The following is a 22,107-nucleotide window of genomic DNA, read 5'->3' on the forward strand; positions in this document are numbered from 1 at the left end:
GGCGGCGCCGTCGCCAGCCCTCTTGCCGCGCGCCCAACCGCTGCCATACTTACGTCGCCGTAGGTTACGGGACCGTAGCCACAGCTTCCGTTGTATCCCTCAGCCCCCAGGGGACACCCATGACCACAAGCTCCGACGTGCTCGAAACCTCGGATCCCGCCGCTTCTCCCTCCCCGGACCTGCCCTCCGCCACACTCGGCGGGGACAGCAAGCGCTCGATCGAGCAGATCACGCTGCTGCTGTTCATCACGGTGCCCTTCCTGGCCCTGCTCGCGGCGGTGCCGCTGGCGTGGGGCTGGGGCGTGAGCTGGCTGGATCTGGGGCTGCTGGTGGCGATGTACTACATCGGCTGCCACGGCATCACGATCGGGTTCCACCGTTACTTCACGCACGGTTCGTTCAAGGCGAAGCGGCCGCTGCGCATCGCGCTGGCGATCATGGGGTCGCTGGCGGTGGAGGGGCCGTTGGTGCGCTGGGTGGCGGACCACCGCAAGCACCACAAGTTCTCGGACGCGGAGGGTGACCCGCACTCGCCGTGGCGGTTCGGGGAGACCGTTCCGGCGCTGATGAAGGGCCTGTGGTGGGCGCACATCGGCTGGATGTTCGACGAGGAGCAGACGCCGCAGCACAAGTACGCGCCGGATCTGATCAAGGACCCGGCGATCCGCCGGATCTCGCGCCAGTTCGTCTTCTGGACGGTCGTGTCGCTGGCGATCCCGCCGCTGGTGGGCGGTCTGGTCACGATGTCGTGGTGGGGCGCCTTCACGGCGTTCTTCTGGGGCTCGCTGGTACGGGTCGCGTTGCTGCACCACGTCACGTGGTCGATCAACTCGATCTGCCACGCGGTGGGCAAGCGCCCGTTCAAGTCGCGGGACCGCTCCGGCAACGTCTGGTGGCTGGCGGTGCTGTCGTGCGGTGAGTCGTGGCACAACCTGCACCACGCGGACCCGACGTGTGCACGTCACGGGGTGATGCGGGGGCAGATCGACTCCAGCGCCCGCCTGATCCGCTGGTTCGAAATGCTGGGCTGGGCCTACGACGTGCGCTGGCCGAGCCGGTCGCGGATCGAAGCCCGCCGCCAGGACCGCGCCGCGAACGCGGCATGATGGACGGTGTGGCGATCGACGGCAGTAGTACCAGCAGCAGCGACAAACCCAGGCGCGGGCGCCGGGTCCGGATGACGGGCGCGGAGCGCCGGCAGCAACTGCTCGACATCGGCCGCACGCTCTTCGCCGAGCGGGGCTTCGAGGGCACGTCGGTGGAGGAGATCGCCGCGAAGGCGGGCGTCTCGAAGCCGGTGGTGTACGAGCACTTCGGCGGCAAGGAGGGCCTGTACGCGGTCGTCGTGGACCGCGAGATGCGCCAGCTCCTCGACATGGTGACCGGGGCCCTGACCGCCGGGCACCCGCGCGAGCTGCTGGAACAGGCGGCGTTCGCGCTGCTGGACTACATCGAGACGTACACGGACGGCTTCCGCATCCTGGTGCGGGACTCGCCGGTGGCCCAGTCGACGGGCACGTTCGCGTCGCTGATCTCGGACATCGCCACGCAGGTGGAGGACATCCTGGGCCTGGAGTTCAAGGCGCGGGGCTTCGACCCGAAGCTGGCCCCGCTCTACGCCCAGGCGCTGGTGGGCATGGTGGCCCTGACCGGCCAGTGGTGGCTGGACGCCCGCAAGCCGAAGAAGGCGGAGGTGGCGGCCCACCTGGTGAACCTGGCCTGGCACGGCCTGGACGGCCTGGAGCCAAACCCCCGGCTGATAGGCCACCGCAAGAGCTGAGGAACGACAACCCGTAAGAGCCGTGCGGACCCGTGCCGGGGCGCGGCGCGGCAGCGTGGCGCGCCCCGGCGCGGGCGTATGGCGGGTATCGCCGTTAAGTGGGGCGTCACCCCTTCGCCTCCTGGCCCCGGGTGGCGACCGCGAAGATGCGGCGGAACGGGAAGACCGTGCCGTGCGGGCCGGGCGGATACGCCTTGCGCAGCAGGTCACGGTACTGGGCCAGGAATTCGGCGACCGCCTCGTCGTCGCCGTCAAGGGCGGTCAGGACCGGCCGCAGCGCGGTGCCCTTGACCCAGTCGAGGACCGGGTCCTCGCCCTGGAGGAGCTGGGAGTAGACCGTCTCCCACACGTCCACGGCCAGGCCCAGGTCGGCCAGGCGCGTGAGGTAGTCGGCGGCGTCGAGGATGTGGACGAAGCGGCGGCCGTGGCCCGTGAGGCGGGCCCGCCACTGCGGGGTCTCGCACAGCTCGCCCAGCAGCGCGTGGCTGGGCGAGGTGAAGTTGGCGGGCACCTGGAAAGCGAGCGTGCCGCCCGGGACGAGCCCCTGGGTCCAGACGGGGAACGACTCCGGATGGTTGGGCACCCATTGGAGCGCCGCGTTTGAGATGATCAGGTCGTAAGGTTCGTCCGGCGTCCAGTGCGCGGCGTCGGCCGGGCGGAAATCGAGCCAGCCGCCGCCGTCGGTGGTGCCGGCGTAGGTCTTCTTCGCCTGTTCCAGCATCTCGGGCGAGAGGTCGAAGCCGGTGATGCGCGCACCGGGCCAGCGGTCGGCGAGCAGGGCGGTGACATTGCCGGGGCCGCAGCCGAGGTCGGCGATGCGGGGCGAGCGGCCCTCCAGGGTGGCCGGCAGTTCCGGTATCCGGGCGAGCAGGTCGAGGAACGGTCGCGTGCGGTGTGAGGAGTGGCGCAGGTACTGCTGTGGATCCCAGGTTGGTGCGGAATACATGTTCGAGCCCCCTTGCTGGAACGTAGTACCGAAGCGGAACAGAGTCCCGGCCCCGTCATGCCCAATGGTCCAGCCGAATATTTCTTGACGTCAAGAGACTTCACGTCGACAGATCCCCTACACTGATCGCCATGGAGGACGAGGTCGACCGACTGGTCGCTGCATGGCGCCGCGAGCGCCCCGACCTCGACGTGGAACCGCTCGAGGTGCTCAGCCGCGTCTCCAGGCTGGCCCGCCACCTCGACCGGGCCCGACGCCTCGCCTTCTCCGAGCACAACCTGGAACCCTGGGAGTTCGACGTCCTGACGTCACTGCGCCGCGCCGGCGCACCTTACCAGCTCTCCCCCGGCCAACTGCTCACCCAGACGCTGGTCACCTCCGGCACCATGACCAACCGCATCGACCGGCTCGCCAAGAAGGGCCTCGTCGAGCGCCTGCCCGACCCCAGTGACCGGCGCGGCGTCCTGGTCCGCCTCACTCCCGAGGGCCGCGACCGCGCCGACCAGGCCCTCGCCGGGCTCCTCGCCCAGGAGCGCGCCATCCTCGCGGAGCTGTCCCGCGCCCAGCGCGCCGAACTGGCCGCGCTGCTACGCCAACTGACCGCCCCGTTCGACAACATCCCCGGCTAAGGCCGGCTCCGTCTCGGCCGGGCCCACACCCGCCCGGCGGGCCAGCGCCACTGCCGCGAGCGTGGAGTGCACACCCAGCTTGCCCAGCACGTTCTGCATGTGCGTACGCACCGTGTGCGGCGACAGGAACAGCCGCTCGGCGACCGCCTTGCGGCCCAGGCCCGCCACCATGCAGCGCAGCACCTCCCGCTCGCGCGGGGTGAGCGACTCCACCAGCCGCTCGCTCTCGGTGCGGTGCTTGCGCGCGGCCGTCAGTTCCCGCAGCACCCCGGTGAGCAGCGCGGGCGGCAGATGCGTCTCGTCGCGCAGCACTCCCCGTATGACCGTCAGCAGCCGCTGGAGCGAGCAGTCCTTGGCGACCCAGCCCGAGGCGCCGGACTGGAGGGCGAGCGCGGCCCGCCGCGGGTCGTCCTTCTCGGCCAGCACGACCGTACGCACCTCGGGGCGGCCCTCCCGGACCCCGGCGACCAGCGAGATGCCGTCCACCACGCCCTCGCCGTTGTCCGGCACCGCGCGGGCGACCGCCGGAGCGGCCGCGGTGCCCAGGTCGGCGTCGATGAGCAGCACATCGAACCTGCGGCCCTCGGCCGTCGCCCGGTCCAGGCAGCGCATCGCGGCGGGGCCGCTGCCGGCCGCCGCGACGTCCACGTCGGGCTCGGCCGCCAGAGCGGCGGCGAGCGACTCGGCGAAGATGCGGTGGTCGTCCACCACCAGAACCCGGATACGGACCACTGACACCCCCATGTGTCGAGGAAGCTGCGCAGCTACGGGTACGGCGCCCGGAGCCCGAGGTACTCAGTGGTCGCACGGCCGCCGCCGTGCAGTGACTGTTACCCCCGCCCCGGGCGTCGTACCCGGCTGTCTCGCCCCCTGATCAGCACCGGCCCCCACCGGTGCCGTGCATCAGAGTACGGCGGGGCGGGCGGCGGGGAAGGGCACTTCACCAAACTCACAGGCACGCGCGCGTGGGCGCCGGCCGCGCCCGCGCTCACGCCACGCGGCGCGCCCCCGCCGACGGCACCGCCGGGAAGACCCGTGGAGCGGTGTACCCGGCCGCCGCGAACGCCTCACCCACCGCCTTGGTCACCGTGTCCGCGTCCGCCGCCTCGGCCAGCACGATCGCCGAGCCGCCGAACCCGCCGCCCGTCATCCGCGCGCCGAGCGCCCCGGCGCCGGTCGCCGCCGACACCACCAGGTCCAGTTCCGGGCAGGACACCGCCAAGTCGTCGCGGAGGGAGGCGTGGCCCTCGCTGAGGACCGGCCCGACCGCCCGCACGTCGCCCGCGTCCAGGAGGGCGATCGTCCGCTGGACGCGGTGGTTGTCGGACACGACGTGGCGGACGTACGAGCGAACCGTTTCGTCACCCAACCGTCGCAGGGCAGCGGACAGTTGCACGTACTCGACCTCGCGCAGCGTGCGCACACCCAGCGCCCGCGCGCCCGCCTCGCACCCGGCGCGCCGCTCGGCATACGCGCCGTCGCCGAGCGCGTGCTTCACGCGGGTGTCCACGACCAGCAGCGTCAGACCCTGGTCGGCGAGGTCGAACGGCACTTGACGTACCGTCAGGTCACGGGTGTCGAGGTACAGGGCGTGGCCCTCGGTGCAGCACGCGGACGCCATCTGGTCCATCACGCCGCACGGCACGCCCACGAACGCGTTCTCGGCGCGCTGCGCGAGGACGGCCAGCTCCGGGGCGGTCAGCCCGAGCCCGTACAGGTCGTTCAGCGCGAGCGCGGTGACGACCTCCAGGGCGGCCGACGACGACAGCCCGGCGCCCGTGGGCACGGTGGACGCGAGGTGGATATCGGCGCCGGTCACCGGGTGGCCCGCCGCGCGCAGCGCCCACACCACACCCGCCGGATAGGCGGCCCACCCGGTGTCGGCGAGCGGCTCCAGGGCATCGACGCCGAGCTGGACCACGCCCTGGTCGGTGTCGGCCGAGTGCACGCGCAACTGCCCGTCGGTGCGCCGCGACACGGCGGCGACGGCGGTGTGCGGGAGCGCCAGCGGCATGACGAAGCCGTCGTTGAAGTCGGTGTACTCGCCGATGAGGTTGACCCGGCCGGGCGCCGCCCACACGCCCTCGGGCGCGTACCCGTACAGCTCCTTGAAGCCGTCCTCGACGGTCATCGCCCCGCCCCTCTCTTCTTGGCGAGGGTCTTCGCGAAGTCCCACGCGTCCGCCACGATGCCCGCCAGCTCCGGCCGGGAGGGCTTCCAGCCCAGCCGGTCGCGCGCGGTGGCGGCCGAGGCCACCAGCACCGCCGGGTCGCCGGGGCGGCGACCGGCGACGACCTCGGGCACCGGGTGGCCGGTCACCTCGCGGACGGTCTCGATGACCTCGCGCACCGAGAAGCCCTCGCCGTTGCCGAGGTTGCAGATGAGGTGCTCGCCCGGCGTGACCGCGTCCATGGCGAGCAGGTGCGCCTCGGCCAGGTCGGCGACGTGGATGTAGTCGCGCACGCAGGTGCCGTCGGGGGTCGGGTAGTCGTCGCCGTACACGGAGATCGACTCCCGCTCGCCCATCGCGACCTGGAGGACGAGCGGAATGAGGTGGGATTCGGGGTCGTGTCGCTCGCCGCACTCGCCGTACGCCCCGGCGACGTTGAAGTACCGCAGTGAGGCGGCGGCCAGGCCGTGCGCGGCGGCCTCGCCGGTGATCATGTGGTCGACGGCGAGCTTCGTGGCGCCGTAGGGGCTGGTGGGCGCGGTGGGGTCGGTCTCGGTGATGGGCGTCGAGACCGGCTCACCGTAGGTCGCGGCCGTGGAGGAGAAGACCAGGCGGCGCACGCCCGCGTCGCGCATCGCGGCCAGCAGGGCCATGGTGCCGCCGACGTTGTTCACCCAGTACTTCTCGGGGTCGGTGACGGACTCGCCGACCTGCGAGAACGCGGCGAAGTGCAGGACGCCGTCGTAGGAGGGGTCCAGGTACCGGGCGGCGTCCTGGATGCGGCCCTCGATGAAGCGCGCGCCCACCGGTACGCCCTCGCGGAAGCCGGTCGACAGGTCGTCGAGGACGGTCACCTCGTGCCCCGCCCGAAGCAGGTGCGCGGCGACCACACTGCCGACGTAGCCGGCTCCACCCGTGACGAGATACTTCATGCGCTCGCTACCTCTCGCAGTCGGCGGGCCGCGGCCTCCGGCGGCACGTCGTTGATGAACACGCTCATGCCGGACTCCGAGCCCGCGAGGAACTTCAGCTTGCCGGAAGTGCGTCGGATGGTGAAAAGCTCGAGATGCAGGGCGAAGTCGTCGCACCCGGGGCCGGTGAAGGGCGCCTGGTGCCAGGCCGAGATGTACGGCGTCGGCGGTTCGCCCTCCCCGAAGATGCGGTCGAAGCGACGCAAGAGTTCCAGGTAGACCTGGGGGAACCCGGCGCGCGCGGCCTCGTCCAACGCCCGCAGGTCGGGCACGCGACGCCTGGGGTAGAGGTGCACCTCGTACGGCCAGTGGGCGGCGTACGGCACGAAGGCGATCCACTCGTCGGTCCGCAGGACCACCCGTTCGGCGTCGGTGCGCTCGCGCTCGACGAGGTCGTCGAAGAGGTTGCGGCCGGTGGCGGCGCGGTGGGCGGCGACGGAACGCTGCATCAGCGCCGTGCGCGGGGTGGTGAAGGGGTACGCGTAGATCTGGCCGTGCGGGTGGCCGAGGGTGACGCCGATCTCGGCGCCCCGGTTCTCGAAGCAGAACACCTGCTTCACGCCCGGCAGCTCGGCGAGTTCGGCAGTGCGGTCGGTCCAGGCCTCCAGGACGAGGGCCGCCTGCTCCTCGGTGAGGTCGGCGAACGAGGCGTCGTGGTCGGGGGTGAAGCAGACGACCTCGCAGCGGCCGGAGTCACCGGCGAGGGAGGGGAAGCGGTTCTCGAAGACGACCACGTCGTAGTCGCCGGCCGGGATCTCGCTGCGCCGGCCGTCGCGGGAGGGGCACAGGGGGCATTCGTCGGCGGGCGGGTGGTAGGTGCGGCCCTGGCGGTGCGAGGCGATGGCGACCGAGTCGCCCAGCAGCGGGTCGTGGCGGATCTCCGCGGTGGTGGAGATGGGGTCGAGGGGGCGCCGGTCCACGGCGTCACGGACGGCGTCGTCCCGCGCGTCGTAATAGACCAGCTCACGGCCGTCGGCCAGCCGGGTCGACGTCTTCTTCACTCAAGGACTCCTCGGGAACCTCACGCCCACACCAACAGAAACAAACATAACCAACCACAGCCCAACAGCACCCGTCAACGCCCAGCGTCGTGACGAGCTGCAAGCGCTTGCTTCCGACATTTCTCCTTACCCGATCACAATCAAACAAAGAAAACCAACAGAACTGTTCAGATCATGAACAGGGAGGCGTAGGTTCCGGCGTGATCAGTCCACGCGACGAAGCGAGTACTCATGCATCACCTCGCCGACGGGCACTACCTGGCCGACGGGCTCCGGCTCCCCACCAACGGGCTCGACTACACGATCCTGGCGATCTACTTCGCCGTGGTCCTGGGCATCGGATTCGCCGCCCGGGCCAGTGTGAGGACCAGCCTCGACTTCTTCCTCTCGGGCCGCTCCCTGCCCGCCTGGGTCACCGGACTGGCCTTCGTCGCCGCCAACCTGGGCGCGACGGAGATCCTCGGCATGGCCGCGACGGGCGCCCAGTACGGCGTGGCCGTCGTCCACTGGTACTGGATCGGCGCCATCCCCGCGATGGTCTTCCTGGGCCTGGTGATGATGCCCTTCTACTACGGCTCCAAGGTCCGTTCCGTACCGGAGTTCCTGCTCCAGCGGTTCGACAGGCCGGCGCACCTGCTCAGCTCGGTGCTGTTCGCGTTCGCCGCCATCCTCATCGCGGGCGTCAACCTCTACGCCCTGTCGATCGTCGTCGAGGCGCTGCTCGGCTGGCCGCAGTGGGTCTCCATCGTCGTCGCCGGCTTCTTCGTCCTGGCGTACATCACCGTCGGCGGCCTGTCCTCGGCCATCTACAACGAGGTGCTCCAGTTCTTCGTGATCCTCGCCGCGCTCATCCCGCTGACCGTGCTCGGCCTGAAGCGGGTCGGCGGCTGGGACGGACTGACCGGCTCACTGGAGAAGAGCCACGGCTCCGACTTCCTCTCCGCCTGGGGCGGCACCGGCATCGGCGACCCCAACCCGCTGGGCGCGAACTGGCTGACCATCGTCCTCGGCCTCGGGTTCGTCCTCTCCTTCGGCTACTGGACCACCAACTTCGCCGAGGTGCAGCGCGCCCTGTCCGCGAAGAACCTGTCCGCCGCCAAGCGCACCCCGCTGATCGCCGCCTTCCCCAAGATCTTCATCGTGTTCGCGGTGATGATCCCGGGCCTGGTCGCCGCCGTCCTGGTACCGAGGATCGGCACGGCGGGCTCGGACCTCACCTACAACGACGCCATCCCGCTGCTGATGCAGGAGCTGCTGCCCAACGGCGTACTCGGCATAGCCGTTACCGGCCTGCTCGCCGCGTTCATGGCGGGCATGGCGGCGAACGTGTCGTCGTTCAACACCGTCTTCACCGCCGACATCTGGGCCAAGTACGTGGTCAAGGGCCGCGACGACACCTACTACCTGCGCTTCGGCCGGCTGATCACCGCGATCGGCGTCCTCGCCTCCATCGGCACCGCGTTCCTCGCCGCCAGCTTCTCCAACATCATGGGGTACCTCCAGACCCTGTTCTCCTTCTTCAACGTGCCGATGTTCGTCGTCTTCATCATCGGCATGTTCTGGAAGCGCGCCTCGGTCAAGTCCGGCTTCTGGGGGCTGATAGCGGGCACCGTCGCCGCGATGGTCAACTACTTCGTCATCTACAAGCAGGGCGTCATCGCCATCCCCACCGACCAGGGCGCCAACTTCGTCTCGGCGATCGTCGGGTTCGTCGCCGGTGCGGTGGTGATGGTCGCCGTCACGCTGTTCACCGCTCCGAAGCCCGAGGCGGAGCTCGCCGGCCTGGTGTACGGGACGAGGTCGCCCGGCATGGAGGAGGCCCCGTCCGAGGGCGACGACGCCTGGTACCGGCGCCCCGCCCTGCTGGGCTGGGGAGCCGTCGCCTTGGCCGCCGCCTGCTACCTGCCGTACTCCCTGTGACCGCCCCGGAGGCACCCACCCATGTCCGAACTGCAGCGTGAAGTCTCCGAGCTGGAGAAGAAGTCCGCCACCGCCGCCCGCCTCTTCGACATCCGGCGCATCATCGGGGGCCTGTTCACGGTGTACGGGATCATCGTCACCGTCGCCGGGCTCACCGCGTCCGACGCGGACCTGAAGAAGGCCGTCGGCGTCAACATCAACCTCTGGACCGGCCTGGGCATGCTCGCCCTCGGGCTGTTCTTCCTGATCTGGCTGCGGCTGCGCCCGATGGCGCCCCCGGCGCCGCCCGGCGAGTAGACCCGAGGGGGCCGGACCGCGTCAGAGCAGGTCCGGCCCCTTCGCCACTCCGGACGCCCGGTCCAGCAGCCCCGTACGGGCGGCCAGCGCGGCGGCCTCCAGCCGGGACCCGACGCCCAGCTTCATCAGCACCCGCTGCACATGCGTACGGGCCGTGCTCGGCGCGATGTTCATGCCCGCCGCGATCAGCCTGGTGTCGTCGCCCTCCGCGACCCGCACCAGCACCTCCACCTCGCGCGGGGTGAGCAGCCGCAGCAGCCGCTGCCCTTCGTCGTCCGGCTGGGCGGCCGGGTTGAGCAGCTCGGTGAAGGCGCCCTGGAGCAACTGCGGCGCCACCGCCGTCTCGCCCGCCCTGACCTTCATCATGGCGCGCTCCACGCCCTCGATGCGCTCGTCGTGGCGTACGTAACCGGAAGCGCCTGCCGCGAACGCCGCCGCGATGCCGCGCGGGGACGGCACCGGCCCCAGCACCACCACGGCGACCTGCGGGCGCTCCCGCTTGATCGTCACGATCGGGTCGAACGCCCCCGGTTCGGCCGGGGCCGCCGTCCCCAGCAGACAGACCTCGGGCGCCCTGCTCACCACCAGTTCGGCCGCGCCCGCCGTGGGCGCGGCGGCCGCGAGCACCCGGTGCCCGCGCAGTTTGAGCGCCGAGGCGAGCGCCTCGGCGAGCAGTCGGTGGTCGTCGACCACCATGAGCCGCACGCCCATCGAGCTTCCCCCCATCCACCTGGGGCCGGCCCCCCGCCGCGCCCCAGCACTGTTGACCCGGCAAGCTACACGCTTGTTCGACGTTGCGCGCCCGTTACTTGTCAGAAGCCCCCCAGAATGTCGAATTCTTCGCCAAACAGGGCTACATGCGGCTCACCAAGTGGACGGCCCGGCACATCGAGCGAGTCGATGTGCCGGGCCGTCCGCCCTGTGCGAGGTGCATCAGTGTGTGGTGAACCCGATCGCCAGGTACTCCTTGCGGTCGGTGGACGTACCGCTCGGCTTGTCGAACAGGTTGTCGGCGATGAACAGCCTGCCGTCGCGGTAGAGGATCTCCGCGGAGTCCAGGACGAAGGACTGCTCCGCGGACCGCACCGACTCGTCGGACGGGTTCTCCAGCAGCACGGTCTGCTTGAAGGACCCGCCGTCGATGCTGACGACCTGTCCGCCCTTGTCGTACGGCGCCTTCTTGTACGCGATGACGTTGCCACCGTCCATCCGCAGCGGGAACATCGAGTAGCGGTCGCCCGCGTCGGCCTTGTCGGTGGTGGGCTTGCCGGTGGTGAGGTCGAACGACACGATCTCGTTGGTGTCCCCGTACTCACCGCCGCCCTCGTGGTCCTCGGTGGGCAGGTAGAGCCGGTTGTTGCCGACGACAGCCCGGTGGCAGACCTCCACGCCGGACGAGTCGCACTCGGCCGCGTACCGCTCGGCGTCCGCCGCGATCTTCACCTTGAGCTTGCCGGTCTTCTCGTCGATGGAGAAGAAGTCCGAGATGCCGGAGCCGTCACCGGCGGTGTCGCCCACGTCGGCGGCGACGACCAGCGGCTTGGTGGAGATGATGCCCGCGTCCTCGACGCCGGCCGGCATCTTGAACGACGACAGGGGCGCGCCGGTCTTCGGGTCGAGGTTCTGGATGAGCACGTACGCGCTGTCGTAGGGCCCGCAGACGCGCGCCGCGACGAGGGCTTCACCGCCGCCGTAGCCGCGGTCCTCGCACTCCTCGGCGTTGACCTGCGGCTTCCACAGCTCCTTGCCGGTGGCCAGGTCCCAGGCCGCGCCGCCGTCGAGGCCACCGGCCGCGACGGTGGTGGCGCCGATGGTGACCTCGTCGAACGCGGCCTTGTCGTCACCGGCGTCGGCGCCCGTGACGGACTTGCGCCACAGCAGTTTGCCGGTGGTCAGGTCGATGACGCCGACCTCGGTGCACGGCTGGAAGTTCTTCGGCGGCACGCGCTTGGCGGCCTCGAAGACGATGGCGGTCTTGTTGTCCTTGACGTGCCGGGACGCCGCGCAGACCTGGCCGGGGAGCGGCGTGGTCCACAGCGGGGTGCCCTTGTCGACGTCGTAGCCGACGACCGACTCGACGCCGGACTTGACGTACGCCTTGTCGGTGACCCAGGAGCCGTTCACGTCCGTGAGGTCCTGGACCTTGGGCAGCGGCAGTTGGAAGGCGACCTTGGCCTGGGTGTTGGCGGGCACCTTCTCCTTGCCGGCGCCGTCGGGGCCGCCCGTGCCGCCGCCGTTGGCGCCACCGGTGGCGCCGGAGGAGCCGCCCTTGGCGTTGTCGGCGGGGTCACTCGTGCCGGAGGTGGCGTACCAGACCCCGGCGCCGATGATCAGCACGACGGCGACGGCCGCGGCGATGATGATCTGCATCTGCGTGGACAGTTGCTTGCCGCCCCCGCCCCCGGGTCCGCCCTGCGCCGGCTGCTGCATCGGGGCGGTGGGGTAGCCGTAGCCGTAACCGGGCGGCTGCGTCGGCGGCTGCCCGGGCACCTGCCCCGGCGCCTGCGGGTAGCCGTAACCGGGCGGCTGGGCGGGCGGAGGAGCCTGGGGCGGCTGGGGTGCCTGAGGCGCCTGGGGGTAGCCGTAGCCCGGGTTCTGCGGCGGCGGAGTGGGAGCCCCGAACCCTCCCGGAGGGGGGTCCTGCGGCGCGCCGAAGCCCCCGGGCGACGGCGGCTGGTTCGGCGGCGGTGGCGGCTGCGTCATGGTGTGCGTACCTCTGGAAGAAGGATCTCGGTTCAGTGCGTCAGGATTCGGGGCAGGTCAGGTGCCGAAGGCCAGGATGATCGCCATTTCCCGCTCCTCCTCGTCGTCGAAGCCCCTGACCCGGCCGTACGCGCTCCATGCGAGCCCGCATCAGGACGCGCGGCTCGTGGGCGCCCGGGGCGACGGTCGCGACCACGTCGGGCCCACCGGCCGGCGGCGAGGCGTCGGTCAGCCCCCGTAGGGGTTGAGCGTGCCGTCCGGCCCGGGCGGGCCGGACGGCGGTCGGTTCGGCTGAGTCAGCGAACGGGGGCGGTCGTCACTTGCCGAACGCCATCATCGTCTTCGTCTGCTTCTCCTCGGCGTCGTTACGGGCGCTGACGCGGCCGCTGGCGATGAAGAAGCGTCCGTCGGCGTACGCGTACCGGGGCGAGTAGAAGTCGCTCTCGATCTCGGCCGTCGACGCCGGGTGCTGGAGCAGCACCTTCGGGCTGCCGCCCGTCGGGGCGAGGGTCGCGACGGCGCCGCCGCGGTCCCAGGAGCCCTCCATGTACAGCAGGACGTCACCGCCCTCCATGCGCAGGGGCGTCATCGTCCGCTGCGGTCCGGCGGGGGCGCGCCACTTGGGCTTGCCGGTGTTCAGGTCGAACGCCACCACGTCGTTGGTGCCGTTGGTGAGCTGGGTGGGCTCCGTCGACATGTAGAAGGTGTTGGCGTCGGCGGCGACACCGATGCAGCCCTGGAGGTTCTCGCCGAAGACGACGAAGCTGCCGCCGCACTTGGGGTTGAACTTGTCCTTGCCGCCGTCCAGCGTCGAGCGGAGCTTGCCCGCGTCGGTCAGCGCGACGATGCTCCACTTCTTGCTGTCCGGCTCCTCGGTGGAGATGACCAGCGGGCTGACCGAGAAGACCTTGGTGACCTCCCAGTTCGCCGGCAGCTTGTACGTCCACTTCGGCTTGCCGGTCGCCGGGTCGACCTCGCTGACCTCGTGCTGGGTCTTGTTGTAGTCGCCCGTGCGGCAGCTCGACGCGGCGATGAGCTTCGGCCCGCCCGCGTAGGCGAACGGCTTGCAGTCGGCGTCGGGCGTGCCGAAGAGGTGCTTGCCGTCGGCGAGGGAGAACCCGTGGGCGTTGCCGGTGCCGGCGGCCGTGACGGTGGTGCCGCTGATGGCGAGCGTCATGTCGGACAGCGCGTTGAAGCCGGTCCCCTGGGGGACGGGCTTCTTCCAGCCCGCCTTGCCGGTCTTCAGGTCGATCTGCTGGAGCACCGTGCAGTCGGCCTTCTCACCGGCCTTGTCGTTGACGCCGATGACGATGGTGCCGTCGGCGGCGGGCGCGGCCGGGGCGGTGCACACCTCGGTGGTGAACGGCACCTCCCACTTCTTCTTGCCGTCGGCCGCCGAGTAGCCCACGACGCTCTTGTACATCGCCTTGACGACGGTGTCGCCCACGACCCACGGGCCGTACACGTCCGCGCCGTTGCGCGGCAGGTCCACGTCGTTGGTCATCAGCCACTCGACCTTGGCCTCGCCCGGCTTGCGCCCGGCGTTCAGGTCGTCGTTGGCCTCACGGCCGCCGCCGGTGCCGTCGCCCTGGTCGACCTCGCCGGAGCCGGTCGGGGCGGGCGCGGCACCGGAGCCCTTGGCGTCGGGCTTCTTGGGGTCGCTGTCGTCGCCGCTGAGGGCGAGGTACGTGCCGCCGCCGATGACGAGCAGGGCGGCCACGGCCGCGCCGATGATGGCGGCGGGCTTGCCCTTGAAGGGGCTGGTCCTGCCGGCCGGGGGCGGGGTGGGCGCGCCGGGGTACTGCGGCTGGCCGGGGTAGCCCCCGTAGGGGTTGGGCTGCTGGCCGTAGGGCCCGGGCTGTGCCGCGTACGGGCCGGGCTGCTGCCCGGGCTGCTGCGGGTAGCCGTAGCCGGGCTGGGCCGGGGGAGTCTGGGGGTAGCCGTAACCGGGCGCGGCGGCGGGCGGCTGGCCGGGAGCCTGCGGCGGCACCGGCGGCTGCCCGGCGGGCGGCTGGGCGGGCGGCTGGGCGGGCGGCTGGGCCGGGGCGCCCTGCGGGGCGCCGTAGGCCGGTGCGCCGGCCGGCTGGGCGGGAGCCTGCGGCGGGACCGGCGGCTGGGCCGGGGCCTGAGGGGGCTGCTGGTGCGGGTCCTGCGGAGACCCGAAGCCCCCCTGCGGCGGTTGCTGGCTGGGCGGCTGAGTCATCAGCGCTTCCCCCTTCGTGCGGTCCGCTGCCCGACCGGCCTCCCCCGCGATTCCGGCGCGCACGTACCGCCGGAAAGGAGCGAATCGGACATGGATTCCGCAGTGTTACGTGAGTCGAGCGGGGCTTCTTTCTATCACTCGGCACCGACACGAAAGGGGCCGGTCCGCCCCTGTTCCCAAGGGAGGACCGGCCTGTGATGCCCTCGTTATCCGCTCTCCACGCCTTCGCCACGTACCCCCGGGGCTCAGGCGTCTTCGGCGAGTTCCAGCCAGCGCATCTCCAAGTCCTCGCGCTGGGCCGCCAGTTCCCGGAGCTCCGCGTCCAGTTTCGCCACCTTCTCGAAGTCGGTGGCGTTTTCGGCGATCTGGGTGTGCAGCTTGGTCTCCTTCTCGGAGACCTTGTCGAGCTGGCGCTCGATCTTCTGGAGCTCCTTCTTGGCGGCGCGCACGTCGGCCGCCGACTTCTCACCGGCCGGTGCGGACGCGGCGGCCGGAGCCGGGGACGACGCCGAAGCGGCGGCCGCCGTCTCGATCATCCGCTGGCGCCGCTCCAGGTACTCGTCGATGCCGCGCGGCAGCATCCGCAGCGTGGCGTCGCCGAGCAGCGCGTACGTCTTGTCCGTGGTCCGCTCGATGAAGAACCGGTCGTGGGAGATGACGACCATCGAGCCCGGCCAGCCGTCGAGGAGGTCCTCCAACTGGGTGAGGGTCTCGATGTCGAGGTCATTGGTCGGCTCGTCGAGGAAGAGGACGTTCGGCTCGTCCATCAGCAGCCGCAGCAACTGGAGGCGGCGGCGCTCACCGCCGGACAGGTCGCCCACCGGCGTCCACTGCTTCTCCTTGGTGAACCCGAACTGCTCGCAGAGCTGCCCCGCCGTCATCTCCCGGCCCTTGCCGAGGTCGACGCGGTCGCGCACCTGCTGGACGGCCTCCAGCACCCGCAGGGTGGCGGGGAGTTCGGCGACGTCCTGCGACAGGTAGGCGAGGCGGACCGTCTTGCCGACGACGATCCGCCCACCCGCCGGCTGCCGCTCGCCCTGCGTGGCGGCGGCGTCGGCGAGGGCGCGCAGCAGCGAGGTCTTGCCGGCACCGTTGATGCCGACCAGGCCGATGCGGTCGCCGGGGCCGAGCTGCCAGGTCAGGTGCTTGAGCAGCACCTTGGGCCCGGCGGTGACGGTCACGTCCTCCAGGTCGAAGACGGTCTTGCCGAGCCGGGCGTTGGCGAACTTCATCAGCTCGCTGGTGTCGCGCGGCGGCGGAACGTCGGCGATCAGCTCGTTGGCGGCCTCGATGCGGTAGCGCGGCTTGGAGGTGCGGGCGGGGGCGCCGCGCCGCAGCCAGGCGAGCTCCTTGCGCATCAGGTTCTGCCGCTTGGCCTCCTCCGTGGCGGCGATGCGCTCGCGCTCGGCACGCGCGAAGACGTAGTCGGAGTAACCGCCCTCGTACTCGTGGACCGTGCCGCGCTGTACGTCCCACATGCGCGTGCACACCTGGTCCAGGAACCAGCGGTCGTGCGTGACGCAGACCAGCGCGGAGCGCCGCGCCTGGAGGTGGCGGGCCAGCCAGGCGATGCCCTCCACGTCGAGGTGGTTGGTCGGCTCGTCGAGGACGATCAGGTCCTGCTCGGCGATCAGGAGCTTCGCGAGCGCGATCCGGCGCCGCTCGCCACCGGACAGCGGCCCGATGACGGTGTCGAGGCCCTGCGGGAAGCCCGGCAGGTCGAGGCCGCCGAACAGCCCGGTGAGCACGTCCCGGATCTTGGCGCTGCCGGCCCACTCGTGGTCGGCGAGGTCGCCGATGACCTCGTGCCGGACGGTGGCGGCCGGGTCGAGCGAGTCGTGCTGGGTGAGCACCCCGATGCGCAGGCCGCCGCTGTGCGTGACGCGTCCGGTGTCGGCCTCCTCCAGTTTGGCGATCATCCGGATGAGGGTGGTCTTGCCGTCTCCGTTGCGGCCGACGACACCGATCCGGTCCCCCTCGGAGACGCCGAGGGAGACACCGTCGAGCAGGGCACGGGTGCCGTACACCTTGCTGACTGCCTCGACATTGACCAGGTTGACGGCCATTTCACTCCTGTGCAGGGGACGGGGTCGACCTACCAGGGTAGCCGCCGCGGGCGGTGCGCCGGCGTGCGGCGGTCGGTCAAGGACGGGGGCCGGTGGTTCCGGCGGCGCTCGCGGGCGCCCACCCGGCCGGGCTCGGCGGCCGCGCACGGGTGTGCGGTGCCGGTGCGGTAGCGTGCGGCGTTTGATCGTCACGCGAGGGGTGGGGTTGTCATGGGGCGATACGGAATGCTGCGCGGCGTCGCGGTGGCGGCGGTGGCCGGGGCGGTGCTGACGGGGTGCTCGCCGGAGCCGCCGGCCAAGGCGCCCGAGAAGACGTCCGAGAAGGCGGCCGAGAAGGCGCAGCCGAGCGCGTCGGCCGAGGCCAAGGGCACCGTGATCGGGGGCAAGGGCACGCCGTGCGTGCTGCCCGTGTCGTTCGAGACGGCGCCCCAGTGGACAGCGGAGAAGGTGACGGTGTCGGGGGATCCCGACTTCGCCGCGCTGGCCCAGCAGGGAACGGTCATCCTCGCCTGCGAGGTCGACGCCAAGCCGGCCGGGAACATCGGGTTCATCCGGGTCTGGACGGGCGCGAACGCGAAGGAGACGCCGCGCAAGGCGCTTGAGGCGTTCGTGGGCGCCGAGAAGAACGCCTCGAAGGTCGCGTACGCGGAGACGAAGGCGGGCGCCCTGCCGGCCACCGAGGTGACGTACACGATCACCAGCGAGTTCACCGACGGTCCCAAGCCCGAGCGGGCCTTCGCCGTCTCCACCCCCGCCGGCCCGGTGGTGGTGCACCTGGGCGGGCTGGACGCCGACGAGCACAAGGCGATGCTCCCCGCCTACGAGCGAGCGAAGCGCACGACCGCACTCGCGGGCTGACCGCACGCGCGGCCCCGGCCGCCCGCCTGGAGGCCGGCCCGGGGAGCGGCCCGTGCACGCGAGCGCGACCGGTCCCGGCCGCCCGTCGGCTGGTCAGGCGCGGCCCGCGCGTTCCACCAGGAGCCAGCCGGCCAGGGCCATGCCGACCGCCGCCGGGGCGGTGACAGGGACGGCGATCAGGAGCGCCGAGCGGCCTTCCAGCAGGCCGCCGAAGCCGACCATCGACAGGCCGAGCACGCCGAACAGGCACAGCGTGATGCCGAGCGCCGCCACGGGTGACGAGCCCGGGGCGGCGGCCGGGCGCGGGCCGGGGCGCTCGACCGCGCGGAACACGGCGACCAGCAGCGCCGTCACCGCCGCCGCGACCGCCAGCCGCACGGGCACCTGCGCCCACCACGCGGCGGACGCCGGCTCCGGGAGCGGCACGTCCAGCGCGAGCATCGCGCCGTACACGCCGAGCATGGCCGTCAGGTGCCACAGGAACGCGGTCATGGCGATACCGTTCGCGGCGATGACGGCCCGCCACACGGCGGGGCGCCGGGCCAGCCTCGCGCCCGGGCCGCGCAGCAGTTCCACCGCGCCGACCAGCCACAGGCCGTGGCACAGCAGGGCCAGCGTCGGCGGGGCCATGTTGGAGACCTTCTCGCCCGGCATGCCGACCATGGACAGCGGGTACGGGCCGAAGGCCACCAGCGCGGCGGCGCCCACCAGACCGCACACCGCGAGGGCGGCGGGCATCCGGACGCGGCCGTCCGCCCGGAGGAAGCCGAGCTGGTGCACGGCCAGCCACACGAAGGCGAAGTTCAGGAACTCGACGTACGGCACCCCGGCCGCGAACCGCAGCGCGTCCACCGCCACCGCGCCCGCCACCAGCGCGGCGAACGCGCCCCACCCGTACCGCTCGTGCAGCCTCAGCAGCGGCGGGGTGAACGCCACCATCGCCAGGTAGATGCCGATGAACCACAGCGGCTGTGCCACCAGGCGCAGCGCCACGCCCGTCAGGCCGCCGTCCCCGCCGAGCAGTTGGACGGCGAGCGCGGCGGCCGTCCACACCCCGATGAACACCATCGTGGGGCGCAGCAGCCGCTGGAGCCGGGCCCGCAGGAACGCCGCGTAGACGGGGCGCGAGCGGTACGACAGGGCGTGCGAGAAGCCTCCGACGAAGAAGAACACCGGCATGATCTGGAGCGCCCAGGTGAGCACTTGCAGCTCGGGGACGACGGCCAGCAGGTTGCCAATGGAGCCGTCGGCGGTGACGGCCGCCATCAGCCAGTGGCCGAGCACCACGGTCGCGAGCGACGCGACCCGCAGCAGGTCGATGTACCGGTCACGGGTGTCGGGGGTGCGGGCGGCGAGCTCCGAGACGCTGATTGCCATGCCGGTACGGTCCCGGACGGGGCCGCACCGGCGTCAGCGCTCTCGTACTCAGGTACGGATCTGAGTAGCCCCCGCCGCCGGCGACGTCGCCACCCGGGCCGTGCGGCAGGTGCCGGAGGCGAGGAGGGCGTCGGCGACCGTGCGGGCCGCGTCCTCGTCCTTGGTCAGGAACGCGGTCGTCGGGCCGGACCCGGAGACCAGGCCCGCCAGGGCGCCGGCCTCCGTGCCGGCCGCGAGGGTGGCGGCGAGGGAGGGGCGCAGGGAGAGGGCGGCGGGCTGGAGGTCGTTGGCGAGGGCGCCCGCCAGCGCGGCGGCGTCGCCGGTGCGCAGCGCGTCCAGCAGGGCGGGCGAGGCGGCCGGGGCGGGGACGTCCGTGCCGGCGGCGAGCCGGTCGAACTCCCCGTACACCGCGGGGGTCGACAGGCCGCCGTCGGCGACCGCGAACACCCAGTGGAACGTGCCGCCGACCTCCAGCGGCGTCAGCCGCTCACCGCGGCCGGTGCCCAGCGCCGCCCCGCCGACGAGGCTGAACGGCACGTCGCTGCCGAGCTCGGCGCAGATGTCGAGGAGCTCCTCGCGGGACGCGCCCGTGCCCCACAGGGCGTCGCAGGCCAGCAGCGCGCCCGCGCCGTCGGCGCTGCCGCCCGCCATGCCGCCCGCGACGGGGATGTCCTTGGCGATGTGGAGGTGGACGTCCGGCGAGATGCCGTGCCGGGCCGCGAGGGCGATGGCCGCGCGGGCGGCCAGGTTGGTGGCGTCCAGCGGCACCTGGTCCGCGTCCGGGCCGGAGCAGGTGATCCGCAGCCCGTCGGCCGGGGTCGCCGTCACCTCGTCGTACAGGGAGACGGCGAGGAAGACGTTGGCCAGGTCGTGGAAGCCGTCCGGGCGCGCGGCGCCGACCGCGAGCTGGACGTTGACCTTCGCCGGGACTCGTACGGTGATGCTCTCGGGCATGCTCTGGGTCACGCTGCCTTGGCCTCCGCGATGCGTGCGAACTCTTCCACGGTGAGGGCCTCGCCCCGCGCCTGCGGGGAGACCCCGGCGGCGACCAGCGCCGCCTCGGCGGCCGCCGGCGAACCGGCCCAGCCGGCCAGCGCGGCGCGCAGCGTCTTGCGGCGCTGGGCGAAGGCCGCGTCCACGACCGCGAAGACGTCCTGCTTCGACGCCGTGGTCTTCGGGGGGTCCCGGCGTACCAGGGACACCAGGCCCGAGTCGACGTTCGGCGCGGGCCAGAAGACGTTGCGCCCGATGGCTCCGGCCCGCTTGACCTCCGCGTACCAGTTGGCCTTGACCGACGGCACGCCGTACACCTTGTTGCCCGGCCGGGCCGCGAGCCGGTCGGCGACCTCAGACTGGACCATGACGAGGGTGCGCTCGATGGTCGGGAAGCGGTCGAGCATGTGCAGCAGCACGGGCACGGCGACGTTGTACGGGAGGTTCGCCACGAGCGCTGTCGGGGGCGGGCCCGGCAGCTCCTGGACGTGCATCGCGTCGGAGTGGACGAGCGCGAAACGGTCCTTCTTCGCCGGCATGCGGGCGGCGATCGTCGCCGGCAGCGCACCCGCGAGCACGTCGTCGATCTCGACGGCGACCACCCGGTCCGCCGCCTCCAGCAGCGCCAGGGTCAGCGACCCGAGCCCGGGCCCGACCTCCACGACGACGTCGTCGGGGCGGACCTCCGCGGTGCGGACGATGCGCCGGACGGTGTTGGCGTCGATGACGAAGTTCTGGCCGCGCTGCTTGGTGGGGCGGACGCCCAGCGCTGCGGCCAGTTCACGGATGTCGGCGGGGCCGAGGAGTGCGTCGGGCTCAGTGGTGCTCACCGATACAGCCTACGGCCGCAGTGCGGCCACGGGCTCGCCCCCCGCTGCACGTAGAGCTTCTTCGCCCGGTATGTCTGTTCGGTGGCGGGCGCGTCCTGCGGGACGCCGCTGCCGCCGAGGGAGCGCCAGGTGCCGGGGTCGAACTGGTACAGCCCGCCGTACGTACCGGAGGAGTCCACGGCGTCCGGCCGGCCGCCGGACTCGCACTGGGCGAGGGCGTCCCAGTTCAGGTGGTCGGCGCCGGCGACCGAGGTCGGCATGGGCTTGGTGCCGACCAACACCCGCCGGTGGACCGGCTCCCGTACGACCTCGTCGGCGATCCTGCGGGGCCTCTGCTTGACCCCGTTGACGGTGCGCACGGCGTACGTCACCCGGCGCGAGCCCTGCCGCCCCTGGCGCTCGACGACCTCGGTGCCGGTGTAGAGCGAGGGGTCCTCGACCTTCTCCACCTCGTACGGGATGGGCTCCTCGCGGACCTCCTTGCCGGCGGTGATCCGCATGACGGTGATCGTCTGGCCGTCGCGCGGGAAGCTGCCGAGCGGTACGGAGGTGGTGTCCTGGCCGCCGAGGACGATCCCCGCCTGTTCGACCGCCTCGCGGACGGTGGCGGCGTTGGTGCGGATGGTGCGCTCGCGGCCGTCGGCCATGAAGGTCACGGTGCGTTCGGTGCGTACGTCGAGGGCGAGGCCGCGCCGGGTGATGGCGGCGGAGCGGGACACCGACAGGTAGGCGCCCTCGGCACGGACGCCGAGCCCGCGCAGCGCCTCGCCGACGGTCCGCGCGGTGGTCCAGACGCGGCGGCGCTGACCGTCGAGGGTGAGGACGACGGGGCGGCCGTAGCGGAGGACGACCTCGTCGCCGCTGGCGAGCGCCTCGTGCGGCGCGGGCGCCACGAGGTCGTGCTCGCCCACGTCGAGCCCCTCGTCGGCGAGCAGCTCGGAGACGTCGTCGGCGAAGGTGTGCATGGTGCGCGGTACGCCGTCGACGCTGAGCCGCACGGCCTTGTCGTCGGCGACGAACGCGCTGGTGCCGCCGGCGAGGAACGCCACGACGAGTGCCTGCGGGACGAGCCGCCGCAGTCCTTCCGGAGCGCCCGCCCCGGCAGCCCCGCCCACCCCGGCGGCCTTGCGGCGACGGGCGGCACGGCGGGCCTCGGCGCGGCCCCCGGTGGGCACCGCCGGGAGGGTCGGCGCTGCGGGATCGACGCCGCCTCCGGTCCCGGCCCCGGTCCCGGCCACGGCTCCCGTCCCGGCGTGGGCACCGGCCCATGTCGCGGTCGCCCCGGCCGACCCCGCCGATCCTTGCCCGGACCCCATACCGGCCCATGCCCCGGCGCGCGTCCCCGACCGCGCGCGGGCCCGGG

At 72.2% G+C, this 22,107-nt stretch carries 19 protein-coding genes; 6 read left to right on the top strand and 13 right to left on the bottom strand.

The features are described 5' to 3' along the window. Positions 1-119: 119 nt before the first annotated feature. A complete protein-coding gene (locus ACZ46W_RS19525) occupies positions 120-1,106 on the top strand; it encodes an acyl-CoA desaturase (RefSeq protein ID WP_468339071.1) in 987 nt (328 codons plus the stop codon). Beyond that, the gene (locus tag ACZ46W_RS19530) at positions 1,103-1,780 is read left to right on the top strand and encodes a TetR/AcrR family transcriptional regulator (RefSeq protein ID WP_468339073.1); all 678 of its coding nucleotides are present in this window, start codon (positions 1,103-1,105) and stop codon (positions 1,778-1,780) included. The genes ACZ46W_RS19525 and ACZ46W_RS19530 overlap by 4 nt, the downstream gene beginning before the upstream one ends. Positions 1,781-1,886: 106 nt before the next feature. Here ACZ46W_RS19530 and ACZ46W_RS19535 read toward each other — a convergent pair whose 3' ends face one another. Then, positions 1,887-2,726 (bottom strand): trans-aconitate 2-methyltransferase, encoded by an 840-nt coding sequence (locus tag ACZ46W_RS19535; RefSeq protein WP_468339075.1) that lies wholly within the window; start codon positions 2,724-2,726, stop codon positions 1,887-1,889. A gap of 131 nt (positions 2,727-2,857) precedes the next feature. Between ACZ46W_RS19535 and tamR the strand changes: the two genes are divergently transcribed. Continuing rightward, positions 2,858-3,355 (top strand): MarR family transcriptional regulator TamR, encoded by a 498-nt coding sequence (gene tamR, locus ACZ46W_RS19540; RefSeq protein WP_073757514.1) that lies wholly within the window; start codon positions 2,858-2,860, stop codon positions 3,353-3,355. On the opposite strand, the gene ACZ46W_RS19545 is transcribed toward tamR, so the two are convergent. The 4 genes from ACZ46W_RS19545 to galT all read right to left on the bottom strand — a co-directional run bounded on the left by ACZ46W_RS19545 (position 3,314) and on the right by galT (position 7,497). After that, positions 3,314-4,099 (bottom strand): LuxR C-terminal-related transcriptional regulator, encoded by a 786-nt coding sequence (locus ACZ46W_RS19545; protein WP_468339077.1) that lies wholly within the window; start codon positions 4,097-4,099, stop codon positions 3,314-3,316. The genes tamR and ACZ46W_RS19545 overlap by 42 nt on opposite strands. 244 nt (positions 4,100-4,343) lie before the next feature. Next, positions 4,344-5,486: a galactokinase gene (gene galK / locus ACZ46W_RS19550; protein WP_468339079.1), complete on the bottom strand. Its 1,143-nt coding sequence runs from the start codon at positions 5,484-5,486 to the stop codon at positions 4,344-4,346. Further along, positions 5,483-6,457: a UDP-glucose 4-epimerase GalE gene (gene galE / locus ACZ46W_RS19555; RefSeq protein ID WP_468339081.1), complete on the bottom strand. Its 975-nt coding sequence runs from the start codon at positions 6,455-6,457 to the stop codon at positions 5,483-5,485. Before galE ends, galK begins: the two co-directional genes overlap by 4 nt. Beyond that, the gene (galT, locus tag ACZ46W_RS19560; RefSeq protein ID WP_468339083.1) at positions 6,454-7,497 is read right to left on the bottom strand and encodes a galactose-1-phosphate uridylyltransferase; all 1,044 of its coding nucleotides are present in this window, start codon (positions 7,495-7,497) and stop codon (positions 6,454-6,456) included. The genes galE and galT overlap by 4 nt, the downstream gene beginning before the upstream one ends. 231 nt (positions 7,498-7,728) lie before the next feature. On the opposite strand from galT, the gene ACZ46W_RS19565 reads away from it, so the two are divergent. Together ACZ46W_RS19565 and ACZ46W_RS19570 are read left to right on the top strand one after the other, a co-directional pair. Beyond that, positions 7,729-9,417 (top strand): sodium:solute symporter family protein, encoded by a 1,689-nt coding sequence (locus ACZ46W_RS19565; RefSeq protein ID WP_468339085.1) that lies wholly within the window; start codon positions 7,729-7,731, stop codon positions 9,415-9,417. 21 nt (positions 9,418-9,438) lie between these two features. Beyond that, a complete protein-coding gene (locus tag ACZ46W_RS19570) occupies positions 9,439-9,714 on the top strand; it encodes a hypothetical protein (RefSeq protein WP_468339087.1) in 276 nt (91 codons plus the stop codon). Between the two features lie 21 nt (positions 9,715-9,735). Here the strand turns inward: ACZ46W_RS19570 and ACZ46W_RS19575 are convergent, their stop codons facing one another. The 4 genes from ACZ46W_RS19575 to ACZ46W_RS19590 all read right to left on the bottom strand — a co-directional run bounded on the left by ACZ46W_RS19575 (position 9,736) and on the right by ACZ46W_RS19590 (position 16,686). Continuing rightward, complete coding sequence (locus tag ACZ46W_RS19575) at positions 9,736-10,425, bottom strand: helix-turn-helix transcriptional regulator (RefSeq protein WP_468339089.1); 690 nt, start codon at positions 10,423-10,425, stop codon at positions 9,736-9,738. A gap of 222 nt (positions 10,426-10,647) precedes the next feature. Then, on the bottom strand, positions 10,648-12,417 hold the full coding sequence (locus tag ACZ46W_RS19580; protein ID WP_468339091.1) for an outer membrane protein assembly factor BamB family protein: 1,770 nt from the start codon (positions 12,415-12,417) through the stop codon (positions 10,648-10,650). Positions 12,418-12,733: 316 nt separating this feature from the next. After that, positions 12,734-14,620 carry an outer membrane protein assembly factor BamB family protein gene (locus ACZ46W_RS19585; protein ID WP_468339093.1) on the bottom strand — a complete coding sequence of 629 codons (1,887 nt, stop codon included), beginning with the start codon at positions 14,618-14,620 and terminating at the stop codon, positions 12,734-12,736. 245 nt (positions 14,621-14,865) lie between these two features. Continuing rightward, positions 14,866-16,686, bottom strand: coding sequence for an ABC-F family ATP-binding cassette domain-containing protein (locus tag ACZ46W_RS19590; RefSeq protein ID WP_468339095.1), 1,821 nt, complete (start codon positions 16,684-16,686; stop codon positions 14,866-14,868). A gap of 210 nt (positions 16,687-16,896) precedes the next feature. Here ACZ46W_RS19590 and ACZ46W_RS19595 point away from each other — a divergent pair, with 210 nt between their 5' ends. Continuing rightward, positions 16,897-17,544: a lipoprotein gene (locus ACZ46W_RS19595; protein WP_468339097.1), complete on the top strand. Its 648-nt coding sequence runs from the start codon at positions 16,897-16,899 to the stop codon at positions 17,542-17,544. Positions 17,545-17,637: 93 nt separating this feature from the next. Here the strand turns inward: ACZ46W_RS19595 and ACZ46W_RS19600 are convergent, their stop codons facing one another. The 4 genes from ACZ46W_RS19600 to ACZ46W_RS19615 are packed head-to-tail and all read right to left on the bottom strand — an operon-like array spanning position 17,638 to position 22,060. Continuing rightward, positions 17,638-18,921 carry an acyltransferase family protein gene (locus tag ACZ46W_RS19600; protein WP_468339099.1) on the bottom strand — a complete coding sequence of 428 codons (1,284 nt, stop codon included), beginning with the start codon at positions 18,919-18,921 and terminating at the stop codon, positions 17,638-17,640. Between the two features lie 48 nt (positions 18,922-18,969). Further along, a complete protein-coding gene (locus ACZ46W_RS19605; protein ID WP_468339832.1) occupies positions 18,970-19,875 on the bottom strand; it encodes a 4-(cytidine 5'-diphospho)-2-C-methyl-D-erythritol kinase in 906 nt (301 codons plus the stop codon). 8 nt (positions 19,876-19,883) lie between these two features. After that, positions 19,884-20,744, bottom strand: coding sequence for a 16S rRNA (adenine(1518)-N(6)/adenine(1519)-N(6))-dimethyltransferase RsmA (gene rsmA, locus ACZ46W_RS19610; RefSeq protein ID WP_468339101.1), 861 nt, complete (start codon positions 20,742-20,744; stop codon positions 19,884-19,886). Further along, positions 20,741-22,060, bottom strand: coding sequence for a ubiquitin-like domain-containing protein (locus ACZ46W_RS19615; protein ID WP_468339834.1), 1,320 nt, complete (start codon positions 22,058-22,060; stop codon positions 20,741-20,743). Before ACZ46W_RS19615 ends, rsmA begins: the two co-directional genes overlap by 4 nt. Positions 22,061-22,107: the final 47 nt, after the last annotated feature.

The organism is Streptomyces sp. NPDC031064 (assembly GCF_055570965.1).

Bases quoted from the DNA above. Each gene is read 5' to 3' on its own strand.
- galK (WP_468339079.1), bottom strand. From the start codon at position 5,486: ATGACCGTCGAGGACGGCTTCAAGGAGCTGTACGGGTACGCGCCCGAG.
- ACZ46W_RS19590 (WP_468339095.1), bottom strand. From the start codon at position 16,686: ATGGCCGTCAACCTGGTCAATGTCGAGGCAGTCAGCAAGGTGTACGGC.
- ACZ46W_RS19565 (WP_468339085.1), top strand. From the start codon at position 7,729: ATGCATCACCTCGCCGACGGGCACTACCTGGCCGACGGGCTCCGGCTC.
- ACZ46W_RS19535 (WP_468339075.1), bottom strand. From the start codon at position 2,726: ATGTATTCCGCACCAACCTGGGATCCACAGCAGTACCTGCGCCACTCC.
- ACZ46W_RS19615 (WP_468339834.1), bottom strand. From the start codon at position 22,060: ATGGGGTCCGGGCAAGGATCGGCGGGGTCGGCCGGGGCGACCGCGACA.
- ACZ46W_RS19605 (WP_468339832.1), bottom strand. From the start codon at position 19,875: ATGCCCGAGAGCATCACCGTACGAGTCCCGGCGAAGGTCAACGTCCAG.
- ACZ46W_RS19530 (WP_468339073.1), top strand. From the start codon at position 1,103: ATGATGGACGGTGTGGCGATCGACGGCAGTAGTACCAGCAGCAGCGAC.
- ACZ46W_RS19575 (WP_468339089.1), bottom strand. From the start codon at position 10,425: ATGGGCGTGCGGCTCATGGTGGTCGACGACCACCGACTGCTCGCCGAG.
- galE (WP_468339081.1), bottom strand. From the start codon at position 6,457: ATGAAGTATCTCGTCACGGGTGGAGCCGGCTACGTCGGCAGTGTGGTC.
- ACZ46W_RS19580 (WP_468339091.1), bottom strand. From the start codon at position 12,417: ATGACGCAGCCGCCACCGCCGCCGAACCAGCCGCCGTCGCCCGGGGGC.
- ACZ46W_RS19595 (WP_468339097.1), top strand. From the start codon at position 16,897: ATGGGGCGATACGGAATGCTGCGCGGCGTCGCGGTGGCGGCGGTGGCC.
- ACZ46W_RS19585 (WP_468339093.1), bottom strand. From the start codon at position 14,620: ATGACTCAGCCGCCCAGCCAGCAACCGCCGCAGGGGGGCTTCGGGTCT.
- ACZ46W_RS19570 (WP_468339087.1), top strand. From the start codon at position 9,439: ATGTCCGAACTGCAGCGTGAAGTCTCCGAGCTGGAGAAGAAGTCCGCC.
- tamR (WP_073757514.1), top strand. From the start codon at position 2,858: ATGGAGGACGAGGTCGACCGACTGGTCGCTGCATGGCGCCGCGAGCGC.
- ACZ46W_RS19525 (WP_468339071.1), top strand. From the start codon at position 120: ATGACCACAAGCTCCGACGTGCTCGAAACCTCGGATCCCGCCGCTTCT.
- ACZ46W_RS19545 (WP_468339077.1), bottom strand. From the start codon at position 4,099: ATGGGGGTGTCAGTGGTCCGTATCCGGGTTCTGGTGGTGGACGACCAC.
- ACZ46W_RS19600 (WP_468339099.1), bottom strand. From the start codon at position 18,921: ATGGCAATCAGCGTCTCGGAGCTCGCCGCCCGCACCCCCGACACCCGT.